Source organism: Atribacteraceae bacterium, assembly GCA_035477455.1.
GTDB lineage: Bacteria > Atribacterota > Atribacteria > Atribacterales > Atribacteraceae > DATIKP01.
In genome coordinates this window covers 1-25797 of record DATIKP010000062.1, presented here as the reverse complement: position 1 = coordinate 25797, position 25797 = coordinate 1, and the positions used below count along the sequence as shown (strand labels likewise).

Genomic DNA, 25797 nt, shown 5'->3' with positions numbered 1-25797 from the left:
TGCGGATCAACTACCGAATCTTCCTTTGGGAAAATCAGCGGTTCGGACAGTGTGTTCTCTTGTGCGGAATAGAAAATCACAGTCCTGTCCAGCAGTTTTACCAATTGATGCGCGGTTTCACTCAAAATATCTGACTGATCTTTCGCTTGCTGTAATTTCCGGCTTGTTTCCAGAAGCACCTCAGTACGATAAGCCTTTTGCGCTGATTGTTTGGCCTGCTCCTTAATCCGCTTGGTTAGCGTGCCGGTGATGAGGGCAGCCAATAACATGACCAGAAAGGTAACCGGATAGCCTGCCCCATATACCTGAAAAGAAAAACGGGGGTCGGTGAAGAAAAAATTGAACACAAGCACGCTTAAAACAGACGATATCGCACCGTATATCCTTCCTTTTGTTACAATGGCATTGAGCAGAACGCCAAGAATATAGACAGTGATGATATTTGCTTCACTAAAGCCAAGATAATCAAACCATAGTCCGATCAACGTGCAAACAATCAAAATCCCTATGGATTTAACTGTGTCAGCCAGTGATAACCCCGAAGGTTTTCTTAATCTGAGAGCTCTGATATGGAAGGATGACTGCGTGTCGGGGATAATGTAAATGTCAAGGGTTGGGGTAAGCGTTGTCAGCTTATCCACAAAATTGATTTTTTTAAACCATCTCTTTATGTGGCTGGAGCGCCCCATGACGATTTTTGAAACGCGGCTTGTTTTGGCATATTCTGCTATCTGCGCTGGGACGTCCTCACCATACACAGTCACAATTTGTGCGCCGAGCTGTTCGGCCAGTCTTAGGTTTTCTCTCAGAGTGATCTTGTTTTTACCCTCCAATTCCTGTGTTTCCGGCGTTTCTACAAACAGCGCCGTAAATGCACCGTGAAAAGCATCCGCCATTCTCGCCGCTGTACGGATAACCTTAGCGTTAGAGGGAGCTGACGAAAGGCAGACTAAAATATGTTCATTGGTATAGGGAATACTGTTTTTTAAGAGCTCACTGTTTTGCACCGCAACCCTGTTGACCTGGTCTGCCGTGCGACGCAAGGCAATTTCACGCAGTGCAATCAGCTTTTCTTTCGTAAAAAAATTGGAAAGCGCTCGTTGCGCCTGCTCTTCCCGGTAGATTTTTCCCTTATTCAGGCGGTCAATCAGGTCGTCAGGTTCGATATCTACAAGTTCAATTTGATCGGTACTATCGAATACGCTGTCCGGTATGCGTTCGCGTACAGAAACACCGGTGATGGACGCTACAACATCATTCAGGCTTTCAATATGCTGAACGTTAACGGTGGTATAAACATCGATTCCTGCGCGCAGCAGTTCTTCGACATCCTGATATCTTTTTTTGTGGCGGCAGCCTTCGGCATTCGTGTGAGCCAGTTCATCCACTAGAATAAGCTCCGGCCTTCTCCGGATAGCGCAGTCCAGATCAAATTCCTTTAACATGACGCCTTTATAGGATATTTCCAAAGGAGGCAAAGACTCCAACCCATTTAAAAGAGCCATCGTTTCCGGTCGGGCATGGGACTCAATGTAACCGGCAACCACATCAATGCCGTCTTTTTTAGCTTCATGGGCGTCATTGAGCATGGTATAGGTTTTGCCGACACCTGCCGCATAACCGAAGTAGACTCTCAGCCTGCCGTGCTTTTTCCCAGCCGGCATGGTGGAAAGCTGTTCAAGCAGGGAATCGGAATCCGTTTGCTTAATTACCATTTAAATACGCCCCTTTCTTCATAAATTTCTTTTGTAAAAATATTATAACATAAATAAAATCAACATTGTGTTATGTTTTTCCCCACAACATTAAGTGTGTCTGGCAAAATAAAAGTATAGAGAGTGGCAATTAAAAATGCATAAAGGGTAGCAAAAAAAAGGAGCCACCCGGTAGCGTCCTGAACAATACCCCCTTGAGGTAACGAACTCGGGAGGCAGAGAAAGGATAGAGCCACCCTCAAAACTTGGGTATAACCAAATAAAAGTAGCTGGCCTATCCTCAGGGGAAATTCAAGTATCACCAGATAATCACCTCGATCCCCAAAGAAAGGATACCCCCATGGGAAAAGTAAAGCCCGTTAATGAGGAATGGTCAAGGGAAACGCACTAAACCGATGGCCTCAACCCGAAAATCCGCGTTCCCCGGAGCGAGTTCCAAGGTCTCTCCCCCCGACGATGACCGGCGGAAGGCCCGCTGGTCGGAGGAATTCACCATTTGGAGAACAAGAGATCTCTTCCGGAAACGCTACCTCTCTTGGTGGGGGAGTCTCCCTGCCTACCCGCAGGAAGGAGAGGACCGGTGTCTTGGTGATCAGCAGAGTCTGTCAAGGATGGGAAAAAGACCCTTTGGAGCGGCAGGACAGCTACCGGGAGACCGAACTAATCCCGGAAAGAGGGGATTTTGGATCTGAAACAGCCTGGTCTGGTCAAAGGTCCGCACTGTGCGGGGGGAGAGGGGACTTGGGGGGGTTCCGGAAAACCCTCCTCCCGGTCTTGACAAAACCCGCCCCCAGCTTGGGAGGCCCAGGACCGGCAAGGTGCTCCACCGGCTCCCGGAAGTATCCCGGGTAAGCCTGCTCAATATGGTTCTTAAGCTCTTTCTTCGTGCCGGGAAACGGTAAAAAAGACGGGGGAGGGAGTTTTCCGGTTACAGGGGTAGCGGAAGGGAGGCAATTCGTCGAGGGAATTCGCCCGAGGGAGGACGCCGCCTGAGGTCATACCCAACATTGATTTTGCTGCAAAAACTCATTTCAGCGAGGCCCCGTTGCCATCAGCCCCGCCTCATCTGGCATTTTCTCACACGCATCAATGACCACGTCTGGTTGCAGTGATGCTGAAAAGGCCATCCTTGGCCTTTTTACTTCGAAGATGCGGTGATTTCGGCGGCTGATTTAGGCAACTTAGGCCCAGGCTTCCTTCGTTCTTTTGCAGCAAAATTACTTATGGCAGTAGCATCACCATTTGACATTATCTCCCGACTTGTTCAAGCAATATACTCTCCAAGGCGCCTTAGACAAACTCAATATCATTGAATGCTTTACTGCTCCAGGCCAAGAACTACGGGTCGGGGAGATGCTTGAGAAACAGAAGGCAATCTATCGCGCCCTCGACGTACAACTACCTGCCTCGTTATGAGTTGGCGGGAATCCAGGTTTTTATCATCCCCCATCTCGCGGGTTTGAAGACAATGGCTTATTGATTAATTTTTCTATTTTGCGCAAGACTTCAGATATTAGGGCCGTTGAAGAGCTATACCTGATCATCGAGTCTCGTCTTGGCGACTTTTCAGAGTTTCTCTCCTTCATCAAAAAAAATTCTGATCGATCCCGCGTCATATGATTTTACCTTGATATGAGAGAGTTTCCTCGCTCATGAAATTAGCACTGACAATAAAGGGCGTACTATGCCAGCCGGCGTTAAAAAGGAGTAATGTGCCTCTTTAATTCATCATCACTCGCCTCCAGCACTTCTTTTTCCCTTTCATAGAAATACTCGGCGGTGGTTCTGACCAGAGCATCCAAAAGATCCGGGTCGGTCCGTCCCCACATGGCCGGATAGGGATCCCCGCCCGGACCGAGCGGCTCCGGAGTGAGAAAACAACGGGGGTTGTTGTACCCGATACAATAAAGGGCCATGATGATCAGATCGATATCCAGGAATCCCGTCCCCAGGGCTCCCCGGTGCGTTTCGGCGGTATGCAGGTTGGTCAGCCGGTGACCGTACTCGACCAGGGTGACGGGGATGTGATTTTCTCCGACCAGCATATGGTAGAGATCTCCTCCGATATGCTGCACACCCGGGTGATCGATGGCGCGGATCAAGGCCTCCGCTTCGGCGAAGGTGTGGCAGAAGCTCACTTCCGCCGCTCGTACCGGTTCGATGGCCGCCCGGATGTTGTGCTGGAAAAAGAAATCCCCCAAGAGGCGGATGGCATCGGCAGCCCGATAAAACTCACTGTCGTCATATTTCTGGGGACGGCCGACCGCCGCCGGAGAGAAGAGAACGTAGGTTCCTCCCAGTTCGGCGCATTTTTCGATAGTGCGGCGAAAATAATCGAGAGAACGCTGGGTGATGTGAGGTTTGTTGCTGGAGAGTTCCGACTCGGGAGAAACCATACCACAAACTCCTCCCACCCGGATCCCATAGTCAGCGAGAATTTTGCTGATTTCCGGGACTTTATAGCCCAGGTCCGGCCCGTACCAGTTCCCGTGGAGCTCGATATAACGAACGTTGTACCTGGCCAACCGGGCGCAGGAATCCACAAAAGGTTCCATGCCGAACCCCCAATTGCTCCAGGACAGATTGAGGCGTTGACCCTGTTGTATCTTTCCGGTGAAGTCAGGCTTTTGCCTGATCGCCAGGAACCGATCTATAATTTCCCGGTCTTTCAGTTGGAAATTCTGCAGTTTCATTAGTATCATCCCCTCTATTTGATCGCCCCCATGGTCAATCCCTTGACCAGGTTTTTTTGAACCAGGGCGGTGAACAGGATCATGGGAGCCATGGCCAATACTCCGGCTGCGGCCATATGGCTCCACATGATCCCGGTTTCCCGAATGAAGCCGGTCAGGACCACCGGAACCGTTTGAGCCCGGGTTCCGGTCATGATCAGGGCAAAAAGGAATTCGTTCCAGGAGAAAATGAAAGTGAAGATTCCGGTCGCCGCCATACCGGGGGCCACCAGGGGCAGGGCGATCCGGAAAAAGGTGGCAAAGGAGGAACAGCCGTCTACCAAAGCGCTCTCCTCAATCTCCCGGGGGATTTCCTGGAAGAAACTTCTGAGGAGCCATACCGCAAAGGGAATGTTGAAGGTACAGTAGGCGATGATCAACGAGAGTTGGGTATCCAAAAGTCGTAAGTTGCGCAAGAGGATAAAGATGGGAATCACCGCAGCGACCGGAGGGGTCATCCGGATGGAGAGAATCCAAAAGGACAAGTCTTTTGCCCGACGAAACCGGAAGCGAGTCAGACCATAGGCAGCCATTGACCCCACCAAAAGAGCCACTAGCGTAGACACTGTCGCGACGATCAGACTGTTGGTCAGATTCCGGGCAAAGGGAACCAGGTGGAAGATCTCCCCGTAGTTCGTGAAAACCGGTTGAAAAATCCATACCGGAGGAAACCTCAGGGCATCCAGATTAGTCTTGATGGAGGTTAGAAAAAGCATGAACGGCGGAAACAGGACAAAAACAAAAACAATAACACTTATTATACCCAGGATCCAGTTGACCGTTTTGATTTTCGGTCGATGCTTCCTCATCTCTCTTCACCTGCCCGGTAATATTTAAGGAAGATTTGAGTGATTACAAACAATATGGCGAACAAAAGCAAGGACATGGCTGCCGCCCGACCCATGTGAAAAAACTTGAATCCAAACCGGTAAGTATAGAAGCTCAGGACTTCCGTGGTCATCCCCGGACCTCCCCCGGTAAGGATGAAGATCAGGTCGAAGATCTTGAAGGCATCCATGATCCGTAAAAGCAAAGCCACGATGATGGTGGGGAGCAGGAGGGGAAAGGTGATTAGCCGAAAAGTCTGGAGGGTGGTCGCCCCGTCCACGACCGATGCTTCATATGGTTCCCGGGGCAACGCCTGGAGACCGGCAAGGAGAATCAGGGCCATGAAAGGAGTCCACTGCCAGATGTCGGCCATGATCACTGAAGGAAGGGCCAGGGAAGGATCTCCCAGCCAACTGAGAGGCCGAAAGCCAAACAGACTGAGGAAATAATTGATGGTCCCCAATTCCGGATTGTAGAGCAAACGCCAGATGATGCCGACCACCACCGGGGTCATGGTGGTGGGAATGACCAGGACGGTTCGGAGAAAACCAACCCGCTTCAAAGGCCGATTGAGCAGAAGGGCAATTACCAATCCCAGCAGGAATTGTATACCGACCGCCAGGATAACGTAAATTAAGGTGACCCGCAGCGAGGTATAAAAATGGGGGTCATGAAGGAGGGCCTGAGCGTAGTTCCGCAAGCCCACAAAGCGCCAGTCGCCACCACGCATCAGGTTCCACTCGGCAAAACTTAAAGCCCAGGAATAGACCATGGGGAAAATAACAATAAACAAAAGAATAAACACAGCCGGCCCGATAAAAAGCAGAGGGGCAAATTTTTCTAAGTTACGCTTCATCATCCACTCCCATCCAGAGAACTCCCCGCGTCAGGAACGACGCGGGGAGTTCAGTACGAATTGGCTTATTCGAGGTAACCCCAGGCTCGCAGGATTTCCCCGAAACGGGTATTGGCATCATTTAGCGCGGTTTGTGAATCCTTGATTCCAGTCATCGCTTCAGAAATGGCCACTTCCAGAGCATCGGCCAGTTCTGTGTAGGCCGCGATCCGGGGACGACCTCTGGCAATCGGCAGCGAGGCCAACATGCCTTCATATTCTACGAAACGGGCGGCCAATTCCGGATTCTGAAGAGAGGAAAAACGGGAACCCGGCTGCGAGTGAGCCAGTTTTACTTCCATTTCCGGCGAGGTGGCCCAGACGATGAATTCCCAGGCCGCTTCTTTGTGACGGGCATCCACCGGAATCATGAGACCCCAACCCCCGAAGGTGGGAGTGCGAAGGATGGTGCCATCAGGCTGCATAACCCCTGGAATCAGGGTGAAATTGAATTTGTCCACGATCACCGATTGAGCCGGGTCCTGAGCCAACGGCGCCGAGTTCTGCCACTGGAGATTCATGGCCGCCATCCCCTGGGCAAAGGCAGCGGCATTTTCTGCCCAGTCATAGGTCAGAACGCCCTCAGGAGCATAGGGAATCAGGGTCTGGAAATAGTCCAGAGCCGCTACCGCTTCCGGGCTGTTGATCGTCGGATTGAAGTTTTCATCATACCAGTCTCCACCGAAAGACCAGAGCATGTTGTTATAGGTGCATTGAGCTTGTACGCCCCGGCGGCCCATAAAGGTGATCCCGACCATGTTGCGCTCAGCCAGCGTCTCGCTAAGCATGGCCGCCATATCCCGCAGTTCGTCCCAGGTCTGGGGCGGGGTCAGGCCGAGTTCTTCGAATATATCGGTCCGGTAGTGCAGACCAAACACCGCCTGAATGAAGGGAAGTCCGTACACTTTTCCTTCCCACATGCCCTGTTCAGCCAGGACCGAGGGAATAAAATCGTCCAGGGCTAAAACGTCCGGGTTGGTGTTGGCGATGAAATCGTCCACCGGTATAACCCAGCCAAGGCCGGCATACTGTCCGACCCACACGCAGTCGACATGAACCACATCATAAACACCGGTCCCCGCAGCCAGCGAAACGGCTTGCTTCTCCTGCAATGTCGAATAGGGAAGAATTTCGATGTTGACCCTGATGCCAGTCAATGCTTCGAATTCGGGCAACAATTCTCGAATCGCGTCGGCGCGGGGTTCGGCCACCATGGCCACATTGATGGTCTGTCCGGCAAATGGTTTTTCAGCATAGGAAGCAAACTGGAATGCTCCAGCCATCGCAGTGACTCCAAGCACTAAAGCGAACATGACAAATAAAACAACTAACTTTTTCACGATTGTCAACCTCCCTTATTTTTTGGAGAAAACTCCCTTTTGAAGACAACGAAACTACCTGACACTTACCACCCATTATTCTTCTCGTACATCACCTCCCATATTCATAATCGGTAAAAGGGTCATAGAGCCAGGCTTTCCAAAATCCACCCTGATTCCTGAAGCTCTTTTCCATCCTCCGTTATTCTCCTCTCCCCTCGAGAAAAAACCTAAATCGCCGTCCACCCTCCATCGACATTCAAGACCTGGCCGGTGACCATGTTCGACGCCTCAGAGGCAAAAAATACCACCGGACCGACCAACTCCTCCAGTTTTCCGGGCCTTCCCAGAGGAATCTTCCATTTCAGGTATTCCTTAAATTCCGAGTTTTCCAATAGCGGACGGGTCATGTCGGTCATGAAATAAGTCGGCGCGATCGCGTTCACCAGAACGTTATATTTCGCCCATTCCGCGGCAAGAGTCCGAGTCAGCTGGATGACTCCACCCTTGCTGGCGCAATAAGAGGTAGCGTAATCCAAGGGATGAAAGAGTCCTCTCTGACCGACTACGGAAGCGATATTGATGATCTTTCCCGTTCCCTGGCCGACCATCTTTCTCCCAACTGCCTGGCAACAGAGAAAAACTCCCTTCAGGTTGACGTCGAGGACCTCATCCCAATCGGCCTCGGACATCGACAGGGCATCGCTGCGTCTGGTGATCCCGGCACAGTTGACCAAAATATCGATTCTCTCGAAAACCTCGCAGATCCGTTCAACGGTTGATTCGACCTCGGATTTTTGGGTAACGTCCGTTGCGAACGCGACCGCCCGAGGACTGCCAGGACGACCTTGCAGTTCGGCAACCAACTTTTCCGCACTGGGAAAATCCTTATCGATGATCGCGACTTTCGCACCAAACGAAGCAAGCGCCAGGACCATCTGTTTCCCGAGACCTTTACCGCCCCCGGTGACTGCAGCAACCTTGTCCTGCAGACTAAATACATTCACGTCACTTCCACCTTGATATGTTTCCATTGAAGATAGGCCTCCAACCCGTAATGCTCCTTCATTTCACGGCACCCAAGGTTAATCCTCTAACCAGATATTTTTGTACAATGAGAGCTAAGACCAGTATTGGAACCGCTGCCATCACGGCACCAGCAGCCATCCTCTCCCATTCAATCCCCATAAACCCAATATAGCTATGGATGGTCACAGGGAGTGTTTGAGAGAATCTCCGAGTAAGGATTAACGCGTAAAAGAATTCATTCCAGGAAAAAATAAAGCAGAGGATGGTAGACGCCACGACTCCAGGAATTGAGAGAGGAAGGGCGATGTGGGCAAACGCTCCAAGGTCCGTGGCCCCGTCTACCAATGCTGCCTCCTCCAGTTCTGAGGGGATATCCCTGAAAAAGCTCCTCATCAACCACACGACAAAAGAAAGATTAAAGGTGAGATACACAATGATCAGAGCCATATGTGAATCCAATAGCCTCAAATCCCTGAATATAAGGAAAAAGGGGATTATTACGGCTATAGGAGGAGCCATTCGGGTGCTTAAAATCCAGAACATGACCTTGTCCTTGTGACGGAAATGAAACCTGGCCAATGCATAGGCGGCAGGTGTCCCAACCAGCACTGAGAGGAAAACGGTTGATATACTTATAATTAAACTATTCATAAAATTCCTGGGAAACGAACCGCCTGACAATACAGTTGCATAATTATCCAGAGTTGGTCGAAAAAACCAAACAGGTGGAATACTGATCGCCTCAAGCCTTGTTTTCAAAGACATGGTAACGATCCAGTAGACTGGAAAGAGAAAAATGATAAGCATTACAATAATAATTATATACAGATAAATATCACTACTCTTCTTTCTTTTAGACATATTTTACTCCTTTTCAGGAATGAGTTTGGTATATAATATACATAATATATTCATAATAACAACCATTAAAATAGCGATCGCTGAGCCCCGTCCCATGTCAAAAAAGTTAAAGGCTATTAGGTGGGCGTAGAGACTCACTGTTTCGGTGGCGATACCCGGTCCCCCTTCGGTCATGATAAAAATGGTATCAAACCACTTAAACCCATCAATGGTTCTCAGAAGAAGCGCCACTAAAATGACCGGTTTCAAGAGTGGAATACTGATATTAATAAAGACTTGTAAAGGAGATGCTCCATCTATGGCAGACGCTTCGTAGGGTTCAACGGGTAACGATCTCATACCGGAATACAAGATCAAAGCGAATAAAGGTGTCCATTGCCAAACATCAGCCAAAACAACGGAAAAAAGAGCCAGTCTTCCCGCTCCAAGCCAGGGCTGTGAAGGAATTGAAAGGAACCCAATTAAATAGTTAACAATCCCCAACGTGTAATCATACATTAAACGCCAGGTCAATCCGACCACGACCGGAGTGACCACCATGGGGATTAGGAAAAACGGCAAGAAGACACTTCCCCTTTTCAGCTTGTTCAAGAGCGAAGCGATGATATATCCAAAAACAAGTTGAATCAAGAGACCATATAAAACAAACTGAAAGGTTGTTTTGAGAGAATGCCAAAAACGGACATTCGTTAAAAGCCACGCGTAATTCTCTCCCCCGACCCAAGGTTTTCCAACTTCTGGATTGGTAAGATTATAAAAGCGGAAACTATTACCAATACTGACTATAAAGGGATATACAGAAACGCAGAGCAGAATAATCAAGGCCGGTAGAAAGAGAATCAAAAAACTTCTTTTTTGTAAAACCATCTATGGTCACTCCTTCAATGAACGGGGTCAAAAGGCCAATCACTGGAAGATACCTTTTGACCCCTTGGCAGATTAATGATTATCGAGAGTCGTTGTCCTTATCCCTTATCTATAGTATCCAGCCCGTTCCAATACAGAATACATTTCATCATAAGCCAACTTCATGGCATCTTCAACGCTCACTTCACCGGTTACCGTTCGGGATATTTGGGTTCCAATGATCTCGCACAGTTCCGGAAATTCAGGAATGCGGGGCATATATTCCGGATTCGCGAGAGTCAATGCTTCCAAAATGACCGGTACACCCGGGAACGCATTCATGAACTCCTCGCTGGCCATGGCAGAAACGCTTGTGATGCCGGTATTGTTGCCCTCGATCATGGTTCTAACCTGGATTTCTTTGCTGGTCATCCACTGTAAAAAGAGCCAAGCCGCGTCGATATTCGTTGAATCAGCATTGATCGCCATACCAGCGGTAAACAGATGGGAGGCATACCTTTCTGTCACCGGTCCATAGGGTCCTGCCGGAGCCAAGGCATATCCGACGTCTCCCACGATTTGGGAAAGGTTCGGATCTTCGATACGACCTACGAAGTCGGAAGCATCAAAAATCATTGCACATTGTCCGGTAACGAAAATATTCTGTACTTCCAACCAGCTGTATCTCGATACGTCCGGGGGCCCGTAATTTTTGAGGATATCGGAGAACCATTCAACACCGGCAATAAACTCGGGGCTGGTGACTCCGGGTTTGTTCTCTTCATCAAGCCACTCACCACCATGTACCCAGGTCCATGATGTAGAGATAATGGGATTGTCTTCTCCCCGGATCGCCCGCATGGCGATACCAAAGAAGTTATTCGCTTTGTCAGTCACTTTCGCTGCCACATCGGTCATCTGAGCGGTTGTTTCGGGAACGGCAATCCCCATTTCCTCAAATACATCCTGTCTATACATGAGAATCCCGACATGTCCGTAATACGGCAATCCCCAGAGCTTTCCATCATACTTGAGCGCATCGAGATAAATCGGGGCGAAATCTTCACAATAGTATTCAGATTTCTGGTTGGCCAATAGGTCATCCAAAGGAACGACGTAGCCTGCCCGAACATATCGTGCGGTCTGCCAACCATCCAAAAGGAAGATATCGTACGCACCTGTTCTTGCAGCAAGGTCGGCGATGACTTTTTCCCGCAAAACGGGTTCCGAGTAAACCTCCCAATTCACCTTGATTCCATATTCTGCCTCAAATTCTGGAATCAACGCTTCAATCGCCCGCGCTGTAGCTGTATCCCAAGTTATCGCCGAAATCTCGACCCCCTTAAAGTCACTCTGGGCAAATCCGACCGAAACTATTGCCAATACAACGGTCACCAGGGACACTAAACCGACAGACCATTTATACCGCATTGTCTATTCCTCCCACTTATTTTTTTTGAACTAACCTGATTCCACTACGGAGATGCTGCGGCCGATTTCGTAAAACAAGGTCATTTTCCCCTCACATCACCTCCACCTTGATATGTTTCCATTGAAGATAGGCCTCCAACCCGTAATGGCCCAGTTCGAGGCCTATTCCACTCTCTTTCCATCCGGCGTACGGCGCATAGAGGCTGTCCGGATTGATATTATTGATGGCCACGTTTCCCCATTCCAGGTTTTCCGCCGCATAGGCGGCTTTCTTCATATCCGAGGTATAGACGTAAGCGACCAGACCATAGGGAGTATCGTTGGCTTTGTGGAGGACTTCTTCAAGATCGGTGAAGGAATCGATGGCCACTATGGGTCCGAAGGGTTCCTCGGCGATCACTTTCATGTCCGGGGTGACATTGGCCACGACCGTGGGTTCGAAATAAAACCCCCGGGCATATTTCGGGCCGGCGGGCTGACGCCCGCCACACAGTATCTTTCCACCTTTTTCCCGGGCATCACGCACGAACGCTTCCATTTTTTCCACTCCGTCGCGGTTGACCATCGGTCCCAAATCAGGAGCCGGCTCATCGAAAGCGTCACCCAGTGTCAACTTGCGGGTTTCCTCGACAAAGGCGCCCAGGTAAGAGTCAAGCACACTGTGTTCAACATAAATCCGGTTCACCGAGTTGCAGATCTGGCCTGAGTTGCGAAACGCCCGCTTAACTCCGTCTTTGACCGCCCGCTTTAGATCCGCGTCGGCAAAGACCAGAAGCGGGGAATGACCGCCCAGTTCCAGCATCAGCCGTGTCACGGTCTGAGCCGAGGATTTTATGAATTTTTTCCCGGTTTCGGTCGAACCGGTCAAGGCAATCAGGCGGACCAGGGGGTTGGCGAAAAATTCCCCCCCCACCACCGTGTTATCACCACTGATCACGTTGAGCACGCCTTCCGGAAATCCGGCTTCGTTACAGGCCCGGACAAACTCGATCGTGGACAGGGGTGTCTCCCGGGAGGGTTTCACGATCACCGTACATCCGGCGGCCAGGGCCGGGGCCAGTTTCCAGGATATGAGACTCACCGGATAATTCCAGGCGGCGATGGCCGCCACAACACCAAGCGGTTGGCGAATGGCGATGCTGCGTAAATTACTCGCGTTATGAGGTGGAACCTCTCCAAGGATGTTCACCCCCAGACAGCCGTAATATTCGAGGCAGTCCGCCGCCCCCAGAATTTCTTTTTTAGCGTCTCCTCGTGCCTTCCCCTGTTCCCGGGCCAGAAGATCGCCGATCTCACCGGATTGCCGGCGAACTGAATCCGCGGCTTTGAATAAAAGACGACACCGATCCATCGCCAGCATCTTCGACCAACGCTTGAATGCCCGGTGGGCACCCTCAATCGCCTGTTTTACCTGGCTTTCCGTTGCTTTGGTTACCGTCGCGAATATTTCTCCATTGGACGGGTTCTGTACCTCAATAACCCCGTCGCCATCTTCCCATACCCCGTTAATCAATGATTTGCAATGAAGCATCGTAGCCTTCCTTTCTCACTTCAGTCCATCGTCGCTGTAATGCCGGTATGCTTCCTGGAAAAGATCATGAAAACGGCGGAATCGACTGTAATTCTGGTCGTACACCGGGCACGCTTCCCGAATTGGTGTAAATTCCCGGTTTCGGGTCAACCAGCGAGCGGCGAGACCAGATACGCTCTCCCCGGAGACGGCGGAAAACGTCAACATCGCCGCGCCGACGATACCTCCCTCGGCTTCTTCGAGAGTATACATCGGTTTTCCATAGATATCGGCCTTGATCTGGCACCACAGATCACTTTTTGCCCCACCGCCGATCACCGACATCTCTTTCACCGGCTCACCATAAAGCCTCTCGATTTCCTCAAGACTCATTCGTAAATCAAAACAAACCCCTTCCATCACCGCCCGAGCGAAATGCCCTCGCCGGTGACCGGGCAAAAGGCCGAAGAAGGAACCGCGTGCGTGCGGAGATCCCAAAAGCCGTTCTCCCAGAAGATACGGAAAGTACAACAGTCCTTCCGCTCCCGGGGGAACGGAACCGGCTTCGCCATCGATTTCCCGATATGAGGCCTTATTCCCCTTGCCTCTATCATACAGGGCGTCTTTCAACCATTTCAGGCTTCCCCCGCCGGAATCAAGAATGCCGAAACTGATCCATCCATCAATCGCGTGATGGAGGTTCATCAAGCGCTCGGTCAAAAGCGGTACGGGGGAAAAAATGGACACATCCGCCGCCGTTCCGGTCACATCACAGGAACTTCCATGGCGGGCCATCCCTCCGCCCAGCAAAAGACAGAGCATATCCCCGGCTCCACAGATGACTGGAAGGCCGGGGCGCAATCCCAGTTCAGCCGCTCGTTCCGCCGTGAGATTTCCGATGATCTCCGAGGAAGCAACCACCGGCGGTAGTTTATGCCGGTCAAGTCCGAACAGATCTACCAGATCGGGATCCCATAGCTTCTGTTCCCAGGAAAAAAGAAAGCTACCGGAGGCTTCGGAATAATCAGTGACGAACTCCCCCGTCAGACAATGATTGATGTAGTCTTTGGCAGTCAGGAAATACCGGGTCCCGGCATAGACCTCCGGCTGGTTTACCGCGACCCACCGCATTTTCGGGCCGGTCCAGGCCGGAAGGAGAAGGTTGGCGGTTTTCTGGATTTGCGTAGCGGGCGATATCCGAGTCTCCACTTCGCGGCACAGCGCCGAAGACCGCTTGTCGCACCAAATGGGGACCTGTTCCATAAGTAAGGTTCCCGCTCCGTCAACCGGGATGCAGGCGTGCATCTGGGCGCTGACGCCGATGCCCAGTACCGCAAAGTCAGGATACCCGGCAGTCAACTGCCGGATCGTCCGTCGGGACAGGTCCCACCATTCCGCCGGGCTCTGTTCCGCCCAGCCGGGGCGGGGAGAAGAAAAAGCGGGGTTTCCGCCAGCCATAGCGTGGATCGTCCCGTCCGTCCCCACCAGGGCAGCTCGCACACTCTCCGTACCGACATCCAGAACCAGAACACCCCGCGCTTCGGTCATGTTAACCATCTTTCTTTACGGTCACCCACACGTACACCAGGGGAAGGCCATTGGGATTCTCGGTTCGGTGGAATTTTTCAAAGGGGATATAGACCACGTCACCGGCCTCGATATCGAACCGTTCCCCGGCAATGTCCATGATCCCTTTCCCGGACAATATGTAATATATCTCCTCTTTAGGGGGGTGTTCATGACCCTTGGTGCTGCAGTGCGGATAAATGGTCGTATATCCAACATTGATCAGACCCGATTCGCTCTCCCCGTCCTTTAAAAGCATGATGGTATCCCGCACCACGTTTTCCCCGATTTTCCCCAGAACATCCTGCCAGGTATTACTTCCGGCGTCCGGAGCGACGGCGGCAACATTCCGTTTTTTGATGACAGACAATGCAATGACCTCCTTCAATGTTTTGGCCTTTTTTCCAGATACACTCGATATTCATATCGGTCGGCCCGAATGACCGAAACAACTACTTCAAAGGGGGTACCATCGGCCAGGTAGGTTATCCTAACCGTATGGAACAAGGCAGTCTTATCCGTCAAATGAAGGAGGTCCGCCTCCAACGGCCCACTAATATAGGATTCAATCGTTTCCGACGCCCGAGCAAGTTCCAGTTCGTACTCTTCCTCTAGGAGCTGGTACAGGCCCATCAAGCGCAGAGCGTTCTTTTTGTTTTCCATGCCGGGCACCAGCCGGGCAACCAGGTAGTTGCTCATGAAGGCAATCGGAACCCCATCGGCAATGCGGATGCGCTGGACCAGATAAGTCTTTTCGCCGTTCTTCAGGCTTAACAAATGTACGATGCGAAGCGGCGGTGTGATGAGATCGAGAGAAAGGTTGCCGGTTTCCACCGTTACTCCCTTTTCCCGGAGGGTTTCGGTGAAAGAGGTAATCAGATTGAGGTTTTGGATGGGTTTTGGTTCTTGAACGATCGTACCTTTGCCCTGTTTTCGAAAGACCAAGCCGTCACGTTCCAGCTTGCCCACAGCGTTACGGATCGTGGTCCGGCTTGCTGAAAAGCGTTCTTCGAGTTCATCCTCGGTCGGCAAGAAATCCCCTGCTTCATAGGTTCCATCGCTGATTTCCTTTTTCAAGGCCTCGCTGATTTTAATGTACAGCGGGGCTTGGACTTGGCTTTCCCGGTTCATAGGCCTCAAAGGTTATGATCTATTTATCATTCATCATTATGATTGAGCATTTTTCTCCTTTTGTCAAGCCCCAGGATTAAGAAAAAACGCTTTTGTAACCAGAGTAATAGCTGTGATTATTGGTTTTCCGGCTGGTTTTCTTTCTGCAAGTAGGTTACTATGTATCGCGAGATACTGTAAAATGAGATAATCTTTCGCTATACTGTCATCGATGTCCTCCTTCAATCTTTTTTTCATTTGGTCAACCGGCGGTATGGATGAAGGCAGCAAGGGATAAAAACAGAGGAAGCGAAGAAAGGATTCACTGTTCTTAAATACATCTACAGGAGGAAAGCTATGAAGCCGAAAGATCGTTTTGACATCGTCCGGTATATCGAAGACAAAAAAATCGTGGCCATTATCCGCAGCCGGGAAGCCGGCTCGTTGGTTGACGCCGTCACGGCTCTGCAAGCAGGTGGAATTTCTTGTATCGAAGTAACCATGACCACTCCAGGAGCTCTGAAAGCCCTGGAAAAAGTCCGCGCGGAAAAGGAGGATGTTCTTTTCGGCGCGGGAACCGTGTTGGATACGGAGACCGCCCGGGCGGCCATTTTGAGCGGTGCCCAGTTTATCGTCACTCCGGCCCTGAATCCCGCGGTGATCACGATATGCCATCGTTACGATATCCCGGTTATACCCGGGGCCCTGACCCCCACGGAAATCCTATCCGCCTGGGAATCGGGAGCCGAGTGTATCAAGGTCTTCCCAGCTTCGAGCCTGGGACCGGAATATATCAAAGCCATCAAGGCCCCCTTCCCCCAAATCAAACTCTGTCCTACCGGAGGCATCGACCTTTCCAATATGAAAAGCTATCTCCAGGCTGGAGCCAGTTGTTTTGGGGTAGGCGGTAAGCTGGTGGATTCTACGCTGATCGCCGGGGAAAAATGGTCGGAGCTAACTGAAATCGCCCGATCCTACGTCAAGGCTCTCAGCTAAAATACCCGCCTGAACAAGCCGGGCGGGTCTTTTAGCTCATTCTCTTTTCGCCCATAAACCGATCTCCAGTTCGCGGGCTTTCTGTTCCAGTTCCTGAAAGCGTTGGGCATGTTTTACGTTGGGCGGGAAGGACGCCGCCTGGGCATAGCCATTGGCCACCAGCCATTCATTGATCATCAACCCGTCAATGTAGACATAAGCAAGTAATCGCCCATAGCGGTCCCTCTCCTCGACGTCGAACTTGAGTTCCACTCTTTTCCCTTCCACCATCCGGCGGTTGGCTTTATAAGCTTCTTGGGCAAAAAATTCTGTACCCCGCGACGGATGGTTAAGTTCCGGTGTGTCAATGCCGATATAGCGGATTCGTTCTCCGCCGGCGAGAACGATCCCGTCTCCATCGACGACCCGGCTGACCACCTGCCTATCCGGGTTCCGTTCCCAAGCGTATACCGCGATAAGCAGTAACAGGAGAAAGACGTAGCCAAAATTCCGGCGGGATTTTCTGGCCATTCTTCTCATGGGTCAAGTGACCCGGTAAAGAGGCTCTTCCCCTCGTAAAACCCGAACGACATTCTCCGCTGCAATCGTACCCATTTTACTGTTCGCTTCCCGGGTATGAGATGCGACATGCGGTGTCGCCAGGACATTCGGAAGGGTCATAAGCGGACTGTCAAAAGGAGGCTCTTCCGAGAACACATCGAGTCCGGCACCGGCTATTCGTCCTTCCTTCAGAAAGCGGAACAGGACGGCTTCGTCGATCAATTCCCCACGGGCGGTATTGATGAGAAAGGCCTCTTTTTTCATGAGGCCCAAAAGGCTCTCGTTGACCATTCCCCGCGTGGACTCACTCAAAGGAGCGTGCAGGGAAATGTAATCGGCGCCAGAGAAGAGTTCCGATAAAGACAACACTTTTCTTGCCGCAATTTCCGTTTCCGTAATCAGAGGATCGTAAAAAAGGACATCCATATCGAAGCCCCGCGCCCGCCGGGCCACTCCTTGTCCGATTCGGCCAAATCCCACGAGACCAAGTACTTTTCCACCCATTTCCGATCCAAAGGCCGAGGCGCTCCACACCCGGTTTCGGACGTTTTCGAGAATGGCGGGTACCTTTCTGGCCAAGCCCAGCATCAGAGCCAGGGTCATATCCGCGACTGAGTCCGAATTAGTCCCCGGGGCGTTGGCGACAACCACGCCGTGACGTCGGGCGGCATCGCAATCGACATTATCCACACCAACCCCGTGTTTGGAAACCACCCGCAGGTTTGAACAGCGTGACAATACCATCTCTCCGATCCGGTCCATTCCGACAATCACCGCCTGTGCTCCCGCGATGAGATCAGCGACCACCATTTCGTTCTCCGGCTCGGGATCTTTTTTGACCGCGACAGTCAAGCCTGCTTTTTTCAGAATATCAAGTGGCTCACTCGACGCTTTTCCAAAGGAACGGGCGAGGACAACGACTGTGTCCATAAACTTTAACCTCCTAAAATTGGACTTTTACTGGTTCTCTTCCTTCTCCCTCTACTTCGAAAAAGACTCTTCGGGTAAAACCAAACAGGTTGGCAAACACGCTGGATGGAAATTTTTCGATAGACGTATTGTACATAAATACGGTATCGTTATAGAACTGGCGGGAGTAGGCGATCTTGTCCTCGGTTTCGCTCAACTGCGCCTGCAGCTGGTTGAAGTTATCGCTGGCCCGGAGAACCGGATAAGCTTCGGCCACGGCAAAAAGCTGCCGCAGGGCGCCGGTCAATACGTTTTCGGCCTGGCCCTTAGCTTCCGGACCCTGAGCCTGAATCGCCGCCTGGCGGGCCTTGGCGACATTTTCAAACAAAGCTTTTTCATGGGCGGCATACCCTTTGACCGCTTCCACCAGATTCGGAATCAAGTCGTACCGCCGGCGCAACTGAACATCGACCTGGGCCCAGGCATTGTCTATCTTATTCCGATTAACGATCAGCCGGTTATACAGGGAAATGAGGAGAAGGACCGCAATAACGATTATGGCTAGCACAATCCACCCCATGTATTTGACCTCCTTTGCCGGTGTCAGGCGGAGAGATTACCCTGAAAAACAATTCCGGGCGGTAAAAAAAACGAACTCGCTTATGGTGTTGTAGATAGGATAACACAGCTGGCATAAAGGGGGAAGAAAACATGTGGTTTATCCTGGAAAAAATCGCCAGTTCACTTCTGGTTCTACCGGGGCTGTTCGTGACCCTCGCCATCGTCCTGGGCATCGTCCTAAGGCGGGAACGCCGCAGCTCCTGCATCTTTTATATTCTGGCCTGTGTCTTATATCTTTTGACCACCGGCCTGGGCGCACGCTACATCGCCACATCCTGGGAAAGAGCTTTTTCCCCGGTCCCACCCGGTACCGCGCAGGAAAGAGCCATAGTGATCCTGGGCGGCGGTTCGCTCTACGATGCGGAAACCCTTACGACGTCCCCGGGACCCTATACCCTTCTGCGGTGCCTGGCCGCCTTTCGTCTTTATCAGGATCGGCCCCTCCCGGTTGTAGTAAGCGGCGGGAGCCTCCGGGGGTCCGACTCGGAAAATGACGCAAACATCATGAAAGCCATCCTGCTTGACTGGGGAATTCCGAAGCGGGATATCATGGTAGAAGACCAATCACTGACGACCTGGGAAAACGCCCGGTACACTGTCCCGATCCTCGAACTTTTAGACGCCGAGCATTTCTTCCTGGTCACCTCCGGACTCCACCTGCGGCGCGCTCTCTTCGCATTTCACGAGCATATCCCCGGTGCGGTCATCACTCCGATCCGGGCTCATCTTTCTTATGATCTTGTACCTCTTTCCCTGGTGGACTTTCTCCCGTCCCGCCGGGCATTCAATGCGGTAAGTCAGGCGATCCAGGAAATGATCGGGTACTTGTTCTATCGTCTGATCGTCTGGTAGGGGTAGTCGATATCGTCGGATTAACTTTTCCGTTTTTTTCGCTGAGATAACCACAGACCCAGACTGACAAAAAACATCCCCAGCAGTAGACCATATCCTACCGGTTCCCTGAACAGGAGCCAGGCGGCCAATACGCCAAAGACTTGTATAACATATTGAAAGGAAAGAGTCCGGGAAGCGCCGAGTTTTTTCACCCCGTTCAGCCAGATGATATAGGCGAGCAAAGAGGAGAGGATTGTTCCATAAAGTAAGGCCCCCCATACTACCGGACCGAACTCGCTCACTTGAACGGTCATAAGCTCGGGCAGGGATACGGGGAGCATGAAGCATAGTCCGAAGAGGATACTCCAGGTACTGACCAGCAAGGGAGAATAACGGCGAAGCATGTTCCGCCCATAATAGGAATAGAGCCCCCAGCAAAAGGCGGCGGCAAACGTGAGGAGATTGGCGACGAGAACGTCCCGGGGATGAATGGCTTCCTGGTTTTGCCTGACCAGAAAGAAGACTCCCAGAAAACCGATGGTCACTCCCAGCAGATTTACCCAGGTCACCTCTTCTTCTTTCCGGAAAAAAGTGACGATCGAGACGACAACCGGAGAAATAGAAAGAATAATGGCGGAATGAGAAGCCAGTCCCAGCCGGAGCCCCCAACTCCAAAGCGGCTGGTATAATCCAAAACCGAGAGCTCCCAGCAACATAAATTCTGGAATGTCCCTTTTTCGGATCAGAATACCGCCTTCCATTTTCCATAAAACCAGCAGCATAGCGACGGCACTCAGGGCAAAACGGGTGAAAGAAAAGGACATCGGCCCGACAGCCATAATGCCCCCTTTGACGATACTGAAATTGAAGCCCCAAATGACCGAAACCAGAACCAACCAGAGACGGGGATCGTTCCAGAAACGACTCTGCACGGCGAGATCTCCTGTATATTGTGTAAGAAGCGAGATACAAGAAGGGAAAGGTTCAACGGGTCTATCGGGACGCCCCTTCCTTGAGGCATAAAGCCGGCAGGGACCGGGGAATCTCCCGGGATCGGCAACATGGGCGAGATCCCGGGAGAGGAACAAAAACGCTATTTCAACACCACTTCGGCGCCTGCCGCCTCAAGTTTGGCTTTGATCGCTTCCGCTTCGTTCTTGGAAATCCCTTCCTTGACCGGTTTCGGAGCGGTATCAACCAATTCCTTGGCCTCCTTGAGTCCCAGGCTGGTCAGGGCTCGCACTTCTTTGATTACCTGGAGTTTTTGCGCACCGACGCTTTTCAGGATCACGTCGAACTCGGTCTTTTCTTCTACTTCCACGGCAGCCACAGGCCCCCCGGCGGCCGGAGCCGCGGCGGCCATCGGCATCGCGGCTGAAACACCAAACCTCTCTTCCAGAGCCTTCACCAGTTCGGAAAGCTCCAGGACGGTCATACTTTCAATCGCTCCAATGAGTTCTTCTTTAGTCATAATCAGACCTCCTCACTCAGATTCTCTCTTTTTATCCTCAATCGCCTTGAGTACCCAAACACATTGACGCAAGACTCCACTCAACACACCCACAAGACCGGTAAGCGGCGCGGCTACTCCCCCCACAACCTGGGCAATGAGTACCTCACGGCTCGGAAGGATCGACAATCTTTTGACCTCATCAACTCCCAGAAATGAGCGGCGCAACCACCCTCCGCGCAGTTCCATTTGTGGTGCCTTCTTGGTAAATTCCGAGAGGGTTTTGGCTACCGCCACGGCATCTTCATAGGAAAAAGCAAAAGCGCTTTGTCCAGTCAGCAGGTTTTCCTCGAGGGGGTACTGTGCCTGTTGAAAAGCGATTTTAGCCAGGGTATTCTTGGCCACTTTCATTTCGCCCTTCGCCTCGCGGAGATTTTTACGAAGATTCTCGACATTGATCACATTCATACCGTGATAATTGAAAAGAAAAACCGCCTGGCTTTCCTGAAGCTTTTGATACATGTCTTTGACCAATTCTTCTTTACGGTTTCGATCCAAAAAACCAACCTCCTTTCCTGTTCCATCGTGACCGGCCGGAAGAGGCAAAAAAAAAGACTCCAGAGGAGTCTTCACCCGCATAGCCTCCCCGGGAAATTAAGCCTCCGGCACCCGGTTCTCCAGCCTGATTTCCTATTCACCTGTTCAATCTGTACTCAGTTGCGTTCCCTGGATGTTCCTTTCTACGCGACTCTCTCCTCCATGCGATTCAGGGCCACATTGGGCTCAACTCTCAAGCCGGGACCCATGGTCGTGGACAGGGCAATGCCCCGGATATACCGGCCCTTGGCCGTCGATGGCTTCATGCGCACCACGGTTTCCAGCACCGAAAAAAAGTTGTCCGCGAGCTGTTCCACTGTAAAAGAGACCCGACCTATCGGAATATGAATATTACCATACTTGTCATTACGAATCTCCACCCGGCCGGTCTTTATTTCTTTCACCGTCTGTCCCACATCGAAGGTAACGGTACCGACCTTGGCATTGGGCATCAATCCCCGGGGACCCAGCAATTTCCCCAGTTTTCCCACCAAGCGCATCATGTCCGGCGTCGCGACGGCGGAATCAAAGTCGAACCAGCCTTTCTGGATTCGTTCCGCCAAGTCGTCCAATCCTACGTAATCTGCTCCGGCCTCCTGTGCTTCTCTGGCCTTGTCTCCCTGAGCAAAAACCAGGACTCGGACTTTTCGCCCGGTTCCATGGGGAAGCGATACCGGTCCCCGCACCTGCTGGTCGGACTGTTTCGGATCGATTCCTAACCGGACCGCCAACTCCACTGTCTCGTCAAACTTAACCGTGGATATCTCCTTGAGTAATTTCAAGGCTACGTCCGGTTCATAAGATTTGCCTGCTTCGATTTTTTTGGTCAGTTCCTCAAACCGCCTGCTTTGCCTCGGCATATGAACATCCTCCCTCGCCGGTCATTCCTCTTCGATTTCCACGCCCATACTCCGGGCTGTACCGGCGATCACCAACATCGCCGCCTCGATATCGTTGGCGTTGAGATCCGGCATTTTCTTCTCAGCAATTTCCCTTAGTTTCGCCTGGGACAACTTGCCCACCTTGACCTTGTTCGGTTCACCGGATCCCTTGTCTTTTCCCAGAACCTGCTTAATCAAGAAGGAAGCCGGAGGGGTTTTGGTGATAAAGGTGAACGACCGGTCGGCAAAGACAGTTATCTCGACCGGGATCAAAACACCCCGTTCCTTTTCGGTCCTGGCGTTGAAGGCTTTACAAAATTCCATAATATTCACACCATACTGTCCCAGCGCCGGTCCTACCGGCGGAGCCGGGGTGGCCATGCTTCCGGAAATCTGGAGCTTTACAAATCCTACCACTTTTTTTGCCATACGTTTTCCACCTCTTCGTATCCAGCCTGAAAGGCACGTTCTCTCTCAACACCTCAGAATCACGACCAATGGTCAGAGCTTTTCGATGTCGGAAAATTCCAGTTCGACCGGGGTTTCCCGACCGAAAATCGAGAGTAGGACAATGATTTTCCCTTTTTCGTTATCTACGTTGTCCACCACTCCAGTATAGTTCAAAAAGGGTCCGGCAATCACTTTCACTGTCTGGTTTTTTTCGATATCCAGCCGGGGTACCCCTTTTTCGACACCGGTTTGACGGAGAATCACCTTCACTTCTCCTTCATTGAGCGGCTCAGGTTTCAGCCCGGAACCAACGAACCCAGTCACTCCGGGAGTATTCCGTACCACATACCAAGAACGGTCGTTCATAATCAGCTCAACCATGACGTAGCCCGGAAATACTTTTTTCTTGGTAAATCTTTTCTTCCCCCGTTTTACTTCAATCGTCTCCTCCATGGGAACGACGACTCGAAAGATCTGGTCCTGCATCCCCATGGACACGATGCGCCGTTCAAGGTTGGCTTTGACCTTATGTTCACTGCCGGCTAACGTATGGACTACGTACCACTTTTTCTCCATGATGAAATGACTGTTCTCTCCTTCTTACCGCAAGTAGTATCCTATTACCGAGGTGAGTACCAGGTCGATGGCTCCCAAAAAAGCTCCGATGACGGCAATCACCAGCATGACGGTCAAAAAGCTCGCCCACAGATCTTTTTTGCTTGGCCAGGTGATTCTCTTCATCTCATTCCAAGCATCCCGGAAATAGGTCCGCAATCCTTTAAGTAGTTTTACGAAAAACCCCACATCGCGTCATTCCTTTCCGTAAGATCGAAATAGAACCGCAGACTGCCGGCACTGCAATCGGGTTCGACTCCATTGGAGAAAACCCAAATGAGGAAAAAGAAGACCATGCCCCGACACCTGCGACATTATAAGGTCTTTCCTGAAACCTGTCAATGATTCGAATGGCCTCTTGGGTATAGACGAACAGCCTCATCCGAACTCGCGAGTCCAGTAAAGTCAGGGCCGTTCCAGCCCTGATCCGGGAGATCTGAAAATTACCCTTATATTCAAAAAGTCAGCAGCGGATGATCCCGGTGATGATCCCTCCTCCCAAGACGTGTTCACCCTGGTACAAAACCGCGGACTGACCGGGAGAGACGAAGGCCTCAGGTTCCGGGAAGATAAGAGTCAGTTCTCCCTCCTGTAGTGCTATCCGGCAAGGAAACGTATCCTGAGAATACCGGACTCGGACCCGGGCTTCCTCCGGAAACCTGTCCACCAGAAGGTTGATCCGGTCCGCCCTCAATCCCCGGGCGAGAGATTCTTCGAACGTACCGACCACCACCTTGTTTTCTTCCGGAACGAGCGCCGTCACATACCAGTTCTCCGGTCCGCCCAGGCCCAAGCCCTTGCGCTGCCCAAGCGTATACGAGTACACCCCCCGGTGTTCTCCCCTAACCCGGCCGGACTGGTCCACAATGAATCCAGGCCGCTCTCCCCCCATACGATCGCGAATCAAAGATCGGTAATCTCCCCATGGAAGAAAACAGATATCCTGACTCTGAGGCTTGTCGTGAACATGCAGCCCGGCGCTTTCGGCAATCCGCCGTACCTCGTTCTTGGTCAGGTCCGCGAGCGGGAAGAGGATATTGGCAAGTTGACTTCTGGGAATCCGATAGAGAAAATAGGTCTGGTCTTTCCACTGGTCTCTGGAACACATAAGCCTATACTCGGTCCCTGCCACCTGAATCCGGGCATAATGACCGGTGGCCAGGTAATCAAAACCGGATTGGCGGGCAAAGTCCATGAGTTTGCCGTACTTGAGATATTGGTTACATAAAACACAGGGGTTCGGGGTTCTTCCCTTGAGATACTCCTGAATAAACGGTTCCACAACCCGACTGTCCAACTCAGCGGAAAAATCCAAAACCACATGGGGAATCTTCAAACGGCCAGCGACGCTACGGGCATCCTCAACCGCCTGTGGGCCACAACACGACGCCACAATAGTTCCCCCCTGCGGAATTCCCAAACACATGGTCGCACCGGCCACTTGATACCCTTGTTCCCTCAGAAGATACGCGGCTACCGAGGAATCGACACCACCGCTCATGGCCACCAATACTTTCTTTCCGTTCATGATCATCTCACGGGCGGTTCGTGAGTTCAGACAACGATGAGTAGGCGAATCACGCTTTTTTTCAGGATTGTGGTCATTGGGCCATTCACCTACTAATGAGAGAGGAAACTGATTGGCTGTGATCCTTTTTGAAGGAAACAGAGGACCTGTGCATCCTAACTCCTGAAACATAAATGGCAGGCCCGGCAGGATTCGAACCTGCAGCCCCCGGTTTTGGAGACCGGTGCTCTGCCGTTAGAGCTACGGACCTGCACATCGTTATTATACTCTACTTGAGTTCCTTGTGCGTAGTATGTTTGCGACAATGGGAACAATATTTCCTTAATTCAAGCCGGGCGGTTTTATTCTTCTTATTCTTCATTCCCTGGTAATTCCGCCGGCGGCAGTCGGTACATTCGAAATTAATGGTTTCCTGCACGATGCAAACCTCCCAATCCTTCTCCTACACCGGTATCTCGGTGACCACACCGGCTCCCACCGTCCGTCCGCCTTCCCGGATGGCGAAGCGCAGTCCCTTCTCCATGGCGATGGGGT

General features: G+C 51.5%; 27 protein-coding genes and 1 tRNA gene. 2 read left to right on the top strand and 26 right to left on the bottom strand.

Going from position 1 to position 25797, the window contains the following annotated elements; genetic code table 11:
• The 13 genes from VLH40_03735 to VLH40_03675 form a co-directional block, all read right to left on the bottom strand.
• Positions 1-1715, bottom strand: a 1715-nt coding sequence (locus VLH40_03735; protein ID HSV31118.1) for a DUF4118 domain-containing protein, incomplete at its 3' end; no start/stop codon positions are given.
• A gap of 1697 nt (positions 1716-3412) precedes the next feature.
• The gene (locus tag VLH40_03730; GenBank protein HSV31117.1) at positions 3413-4408 is read right to left on the bottom strand and encodes a sugar phosphate isomerase/epimerase family protein; all 996 of its coding nucleotides are present in this window, start codon (positions 4406-4408) and stop codon (positions 3413-3415) included.
• Between the two features lie 14 nt (positions 4409-4422).
• Complete coding sequence (locus tag VLH40_03725) at positions 4423-5256, bottom strand: carbohydrate ABC transporter permease (GenBank protein HSV31116.1); 834 nt, start codon at positions 5254-5256, stop codon at positions 4423-4425.
• Entirely contained in the window at positions 5253-6134 is an 882-nt protein-coding gene (locus tag VLH40_03720) for a sugar ABC transporter permease (GenBank protein ID HSV31115.1), read from the bottom strand. Before VLH40_03720 ends, VLH40_03725 begins: the two co-directional genes overlap by 4 nt.
• A gap of 62 nt (positions 6135-6196) precedes the next feature.
• Positions 6197-7510, bottom strand: a complete 1314-nt coding sequence (locus VLH40_03715; GenBank protein ID HSV31114.1) for an extracellular solute-binding protein — start codon at positions 7508-7510, stop codon at positions 6197-6199.
• Positions 7511-7719: 209 nt separating this feature from the next.
• Positions 7720-8523, bottom strand: a complete 804-nt coding sequence (locus VLH40_03710) for an SDR family oxidoreductase (GenBank protein ID HSV31113.1) — start codon at positions 8521-8523, stop codon at positions 7720-7722.
• A gap of 31 nt (positions 8524-8554) precedes the next feature.
• Complete coding sequence (locus VLH40_03705) at positions 8555-9379, bottom strand: carbohydrate ABC transporter permease (GenBank protein HSV31112.1); 825 nt, start codon at positions 9377-9379, stop codon at positions 8555-8557.
• 3 nt (positions 9380-9382) lie between these two features.
• Positions 9383-10246 (bottom strand): sugar ABC transporter permease, encoded by an 864-nt coding sequence (locus VLH40_03700; protein HSV31111.1) that lies wholly within the window; start codon positions 10244-10246, stop codon positions 9383-9385.
• A gap of 105 nt (positions 10247-10351) precedes the next feature.
• The gene (locus tag VLH40_03695; protein HSV31110.1) at positions 10352-11656 is read right to left on the bottom strand and encodes a sugar ABC transporter substrate-binding protein; all 1305 of its coding nucleotides are present in this window, start codon (positions 11654-11656) and stop codon (positions 10352-10354) included.
• 91 nt (positions 11657-11747) lie between these two features.
• Positions 11748-13187 (bottom strand): NAD-dependent succinate-semialdehyde dehydrogenase, encoded by a 1440-nt coding sequence (locus tag VLH40_03690; protein HSV31109.1) that lies wholly within the window; start codon positions 13185-13187, stop codon positions 11748-11750.
• A gap of 15 nt (positions 13188-13202) precedes the next feature.
• Entirely contained in the window at positions 13203-14723 is a 1521-nt protein-coding gene (locus tag VLH40_03685) for an FGGY family carbohydrate kinase (protein HSV31108.1), read from the bottom strand.
• Positions 14716-15102, bottom strand: coding sequence for a cupin domain-containing protein (locus VLH40_03680; GenBank protein HSV31107.1), 387 nt, complete (start codon positions 15100-15102; stop codon positions 14716-14718). Before VLH40_03680 ends, VLH40_03685 begins: the two co-directional genes overlap by 8 nt.
• 14 nt (positions 15103-15116) lie before the next feature.
• Positions 15117-15863: a GntR family transcriptional regulator gene (locus tag VLH40_03675; GenBank protein ID HSV31106.1), complete on the bottom strand. Its 747-nt coding sequence runs from the start codon at positions 15861-15863 to the stop codon at positions 15117-15119.
• A 336-nt stretch (positions 15864-16199) separates the two neighbouring features.
• On the opposite strand from VLH40_03675, the gene VLH40_03670 reads away from it, so the two are divergent.
• Positions 16200-16838: a bifunctional 4-hydroxy-2-oxoglutarate aldolase/2-dehydro-3-deoxy-phosphogluconate aldolase gene (locus VLH40_03670; protein HSV31105.1), complete on the top strand. Its 639-nt coding sequence runs from the start codon at positions 16200-16202 to the stop codon at positions 16836-16838.
• Positions 16839-16874: 36 nt separating this feature from the next.
• Here VLH40_03670 and VLH40_03665 read toward each other — a convergent pair whose 3' ends face one another.
• From VLH40_03665 to VLH40_03655, 3 genes are read right to left on the bottom strand one after another with little or no spacing between them, the layout of a single operon-like run.
• Positions 16875-17348 carry a thermonuclease family protein gene (locus tag VLH40_03665; protein HSV31104.1) on the bottom strand — a complete coding sequence of 158 codons (474 nt, stop codon included), beginning with the start codon at positions 17346-17348 and terminating at the stop codon, positions 16875-16877.
• Positions 17349-17360: 12 nt separating this feature from the next.
• Entirely contained in the window at positions 17361-18308 is a 948-nt protein-coding gene (locus tag VLH40_03660; protein HSV31103.1) for a phosphoglycerate dehydrogenase, read from the bottom strand.
• A gap of 13 nt (positions 18309-18321) precedes the next feature.
• Positions 18322-18867: a LemA family protein gene (locus VLH40_03655; protein HSV31102.1), complete on the bottom strand. Its 546-nt coding sequence runs from the start codon at positions 18865-18867 to the stop codon at positions 18322-18324.
• Between the two features lie 131 nt (positions 18868-18998).
• Here VLH40_03655 and VLH40_03650 point away from each other — a divergent pair, with 131 nt between their 5' ends.
• Positions 18999-19760 (top strand): YdcF family protein, encoded by a 762-nt coding sequence (locus VLH40_03650; GenBank protein HSV31101.1) that lies wholly within the window; start codon positions 18999-19001, stop codon positions 19758-19760.
• Positions 19761-19780: 20 nt separating this feature from the next.
• Here VLH40_03650 and VLH40_03645 read toward each other — a convergent pair whose 3' ends face one another.
• The 10 genes from VLH40_03645 to rpmG all read right to left on the bottom strand — a co-directional run bounded on the left by VLH40_03645 (position 19781) and on the right by rpmG (position 25681).
• Entirely contained in the window at positions 19781-20674 is an 894-nt protein-coding gene (locus VLH40_03645; GenBank protein HSV31100.1) for a DMT family transporter, read from the bottom strand.
• A gap of 161 nt (positions 20675-20835) precedes the next feature.
• Positions 20836-21213: a 50S ribosomal protein L7/L12 gene (gene rplL / locus VLH40_03640; protein ID HSV31099.1), complete on the bottom strand. Its 378-nt coding sequence runs from the start codon at positions 21211-21213 to the stop codon at positions 20836-20838.
• Positions 21214-21225: 12 nt separating this feature from the next.
• Complete coding sequence (rplJ, locus tag VLH40_03635) at positions 21226-21825, bottom strand: 50S ribosomal protein L10 (GenBank protein ID HSV31098.1); 600 nt, start codon at positions 21823-21825, stop codon at positions 21226-21228.
• Between the two features lie 107 nt (positions 21826-21932).
• Entirely contained in the window at positions 21933-22649 is a 717-nt protein-coding gene (rplA, locus tag VLH40_03630) for a 50S ribosomal protein L1 (protein HSV31097.1), read from the bottom strand.
• Between the two features lie 21 nt (positions 22650-22670).
• A complete protein-coding gene (gene rplK, locus VLH40_03625) occupies positions 22671-23099 on the bottom strand; it encodes a 50S ribosomal protein L11 (protein HSV31096.1) in 429 nt (142 codons plus the stop codon).
• A 72-nt stretch (positions 23100-23171) separates the two neighbouring features.
• A complete protein-coding gene (gene nusG, locus VLH40_03620; protein HSV31095.1) occupies positions 23172-23696 on the bottom strand; it encodes a transcription termination/antitermination protein NusG in 525 nt (174 codons plus the stop codon).
• Between the two features lie 24 nt (positions 23697-23720).
• Positions 23721-23924: a preprotein translocase subunit SecE gene (gene secE, locus VLH40_03615; GenBank protein ID HSV31094.1), complete on the bottom strand. Its 204-nt coding sequence runs from the start codon at positions 23922-23924 to the stop codon at positions 23721-23723.
• Between the two features lie 274 nt (positions 23925-24198).
• On the bottom strand, positions 24199-25263 hold the full coding sequence (gene mnmA, locus VLH40_03610; GenBank protein ID HSV31093.1) for a tRNA 2-thiouridine(34) synthase MnmA: 1065 nt from the start codon (positions 25261-25263) through the stop codon (positions 24199-24201).
• Between the two features lie 174 nt (positions 25264-25437).
• Positions 25438-25513: transfer RNA gene (locus VLH40_03605), tRNA-Trp, on the bottom strand.
• Positions 25514-25531: 18 nt separating this feature from the next.
• Complete coding sequence (gene rpmG, locus VLH40_03600; protein HSV31092.1) at positions 25532-25681, bottom strand: 50S ribosomal protein L33; 150 nt, start codon at positions 25679-25681, stop codon at positions 25532-25534.
• Positions 25682-25797: the final 116 nt, after the last annotated feature.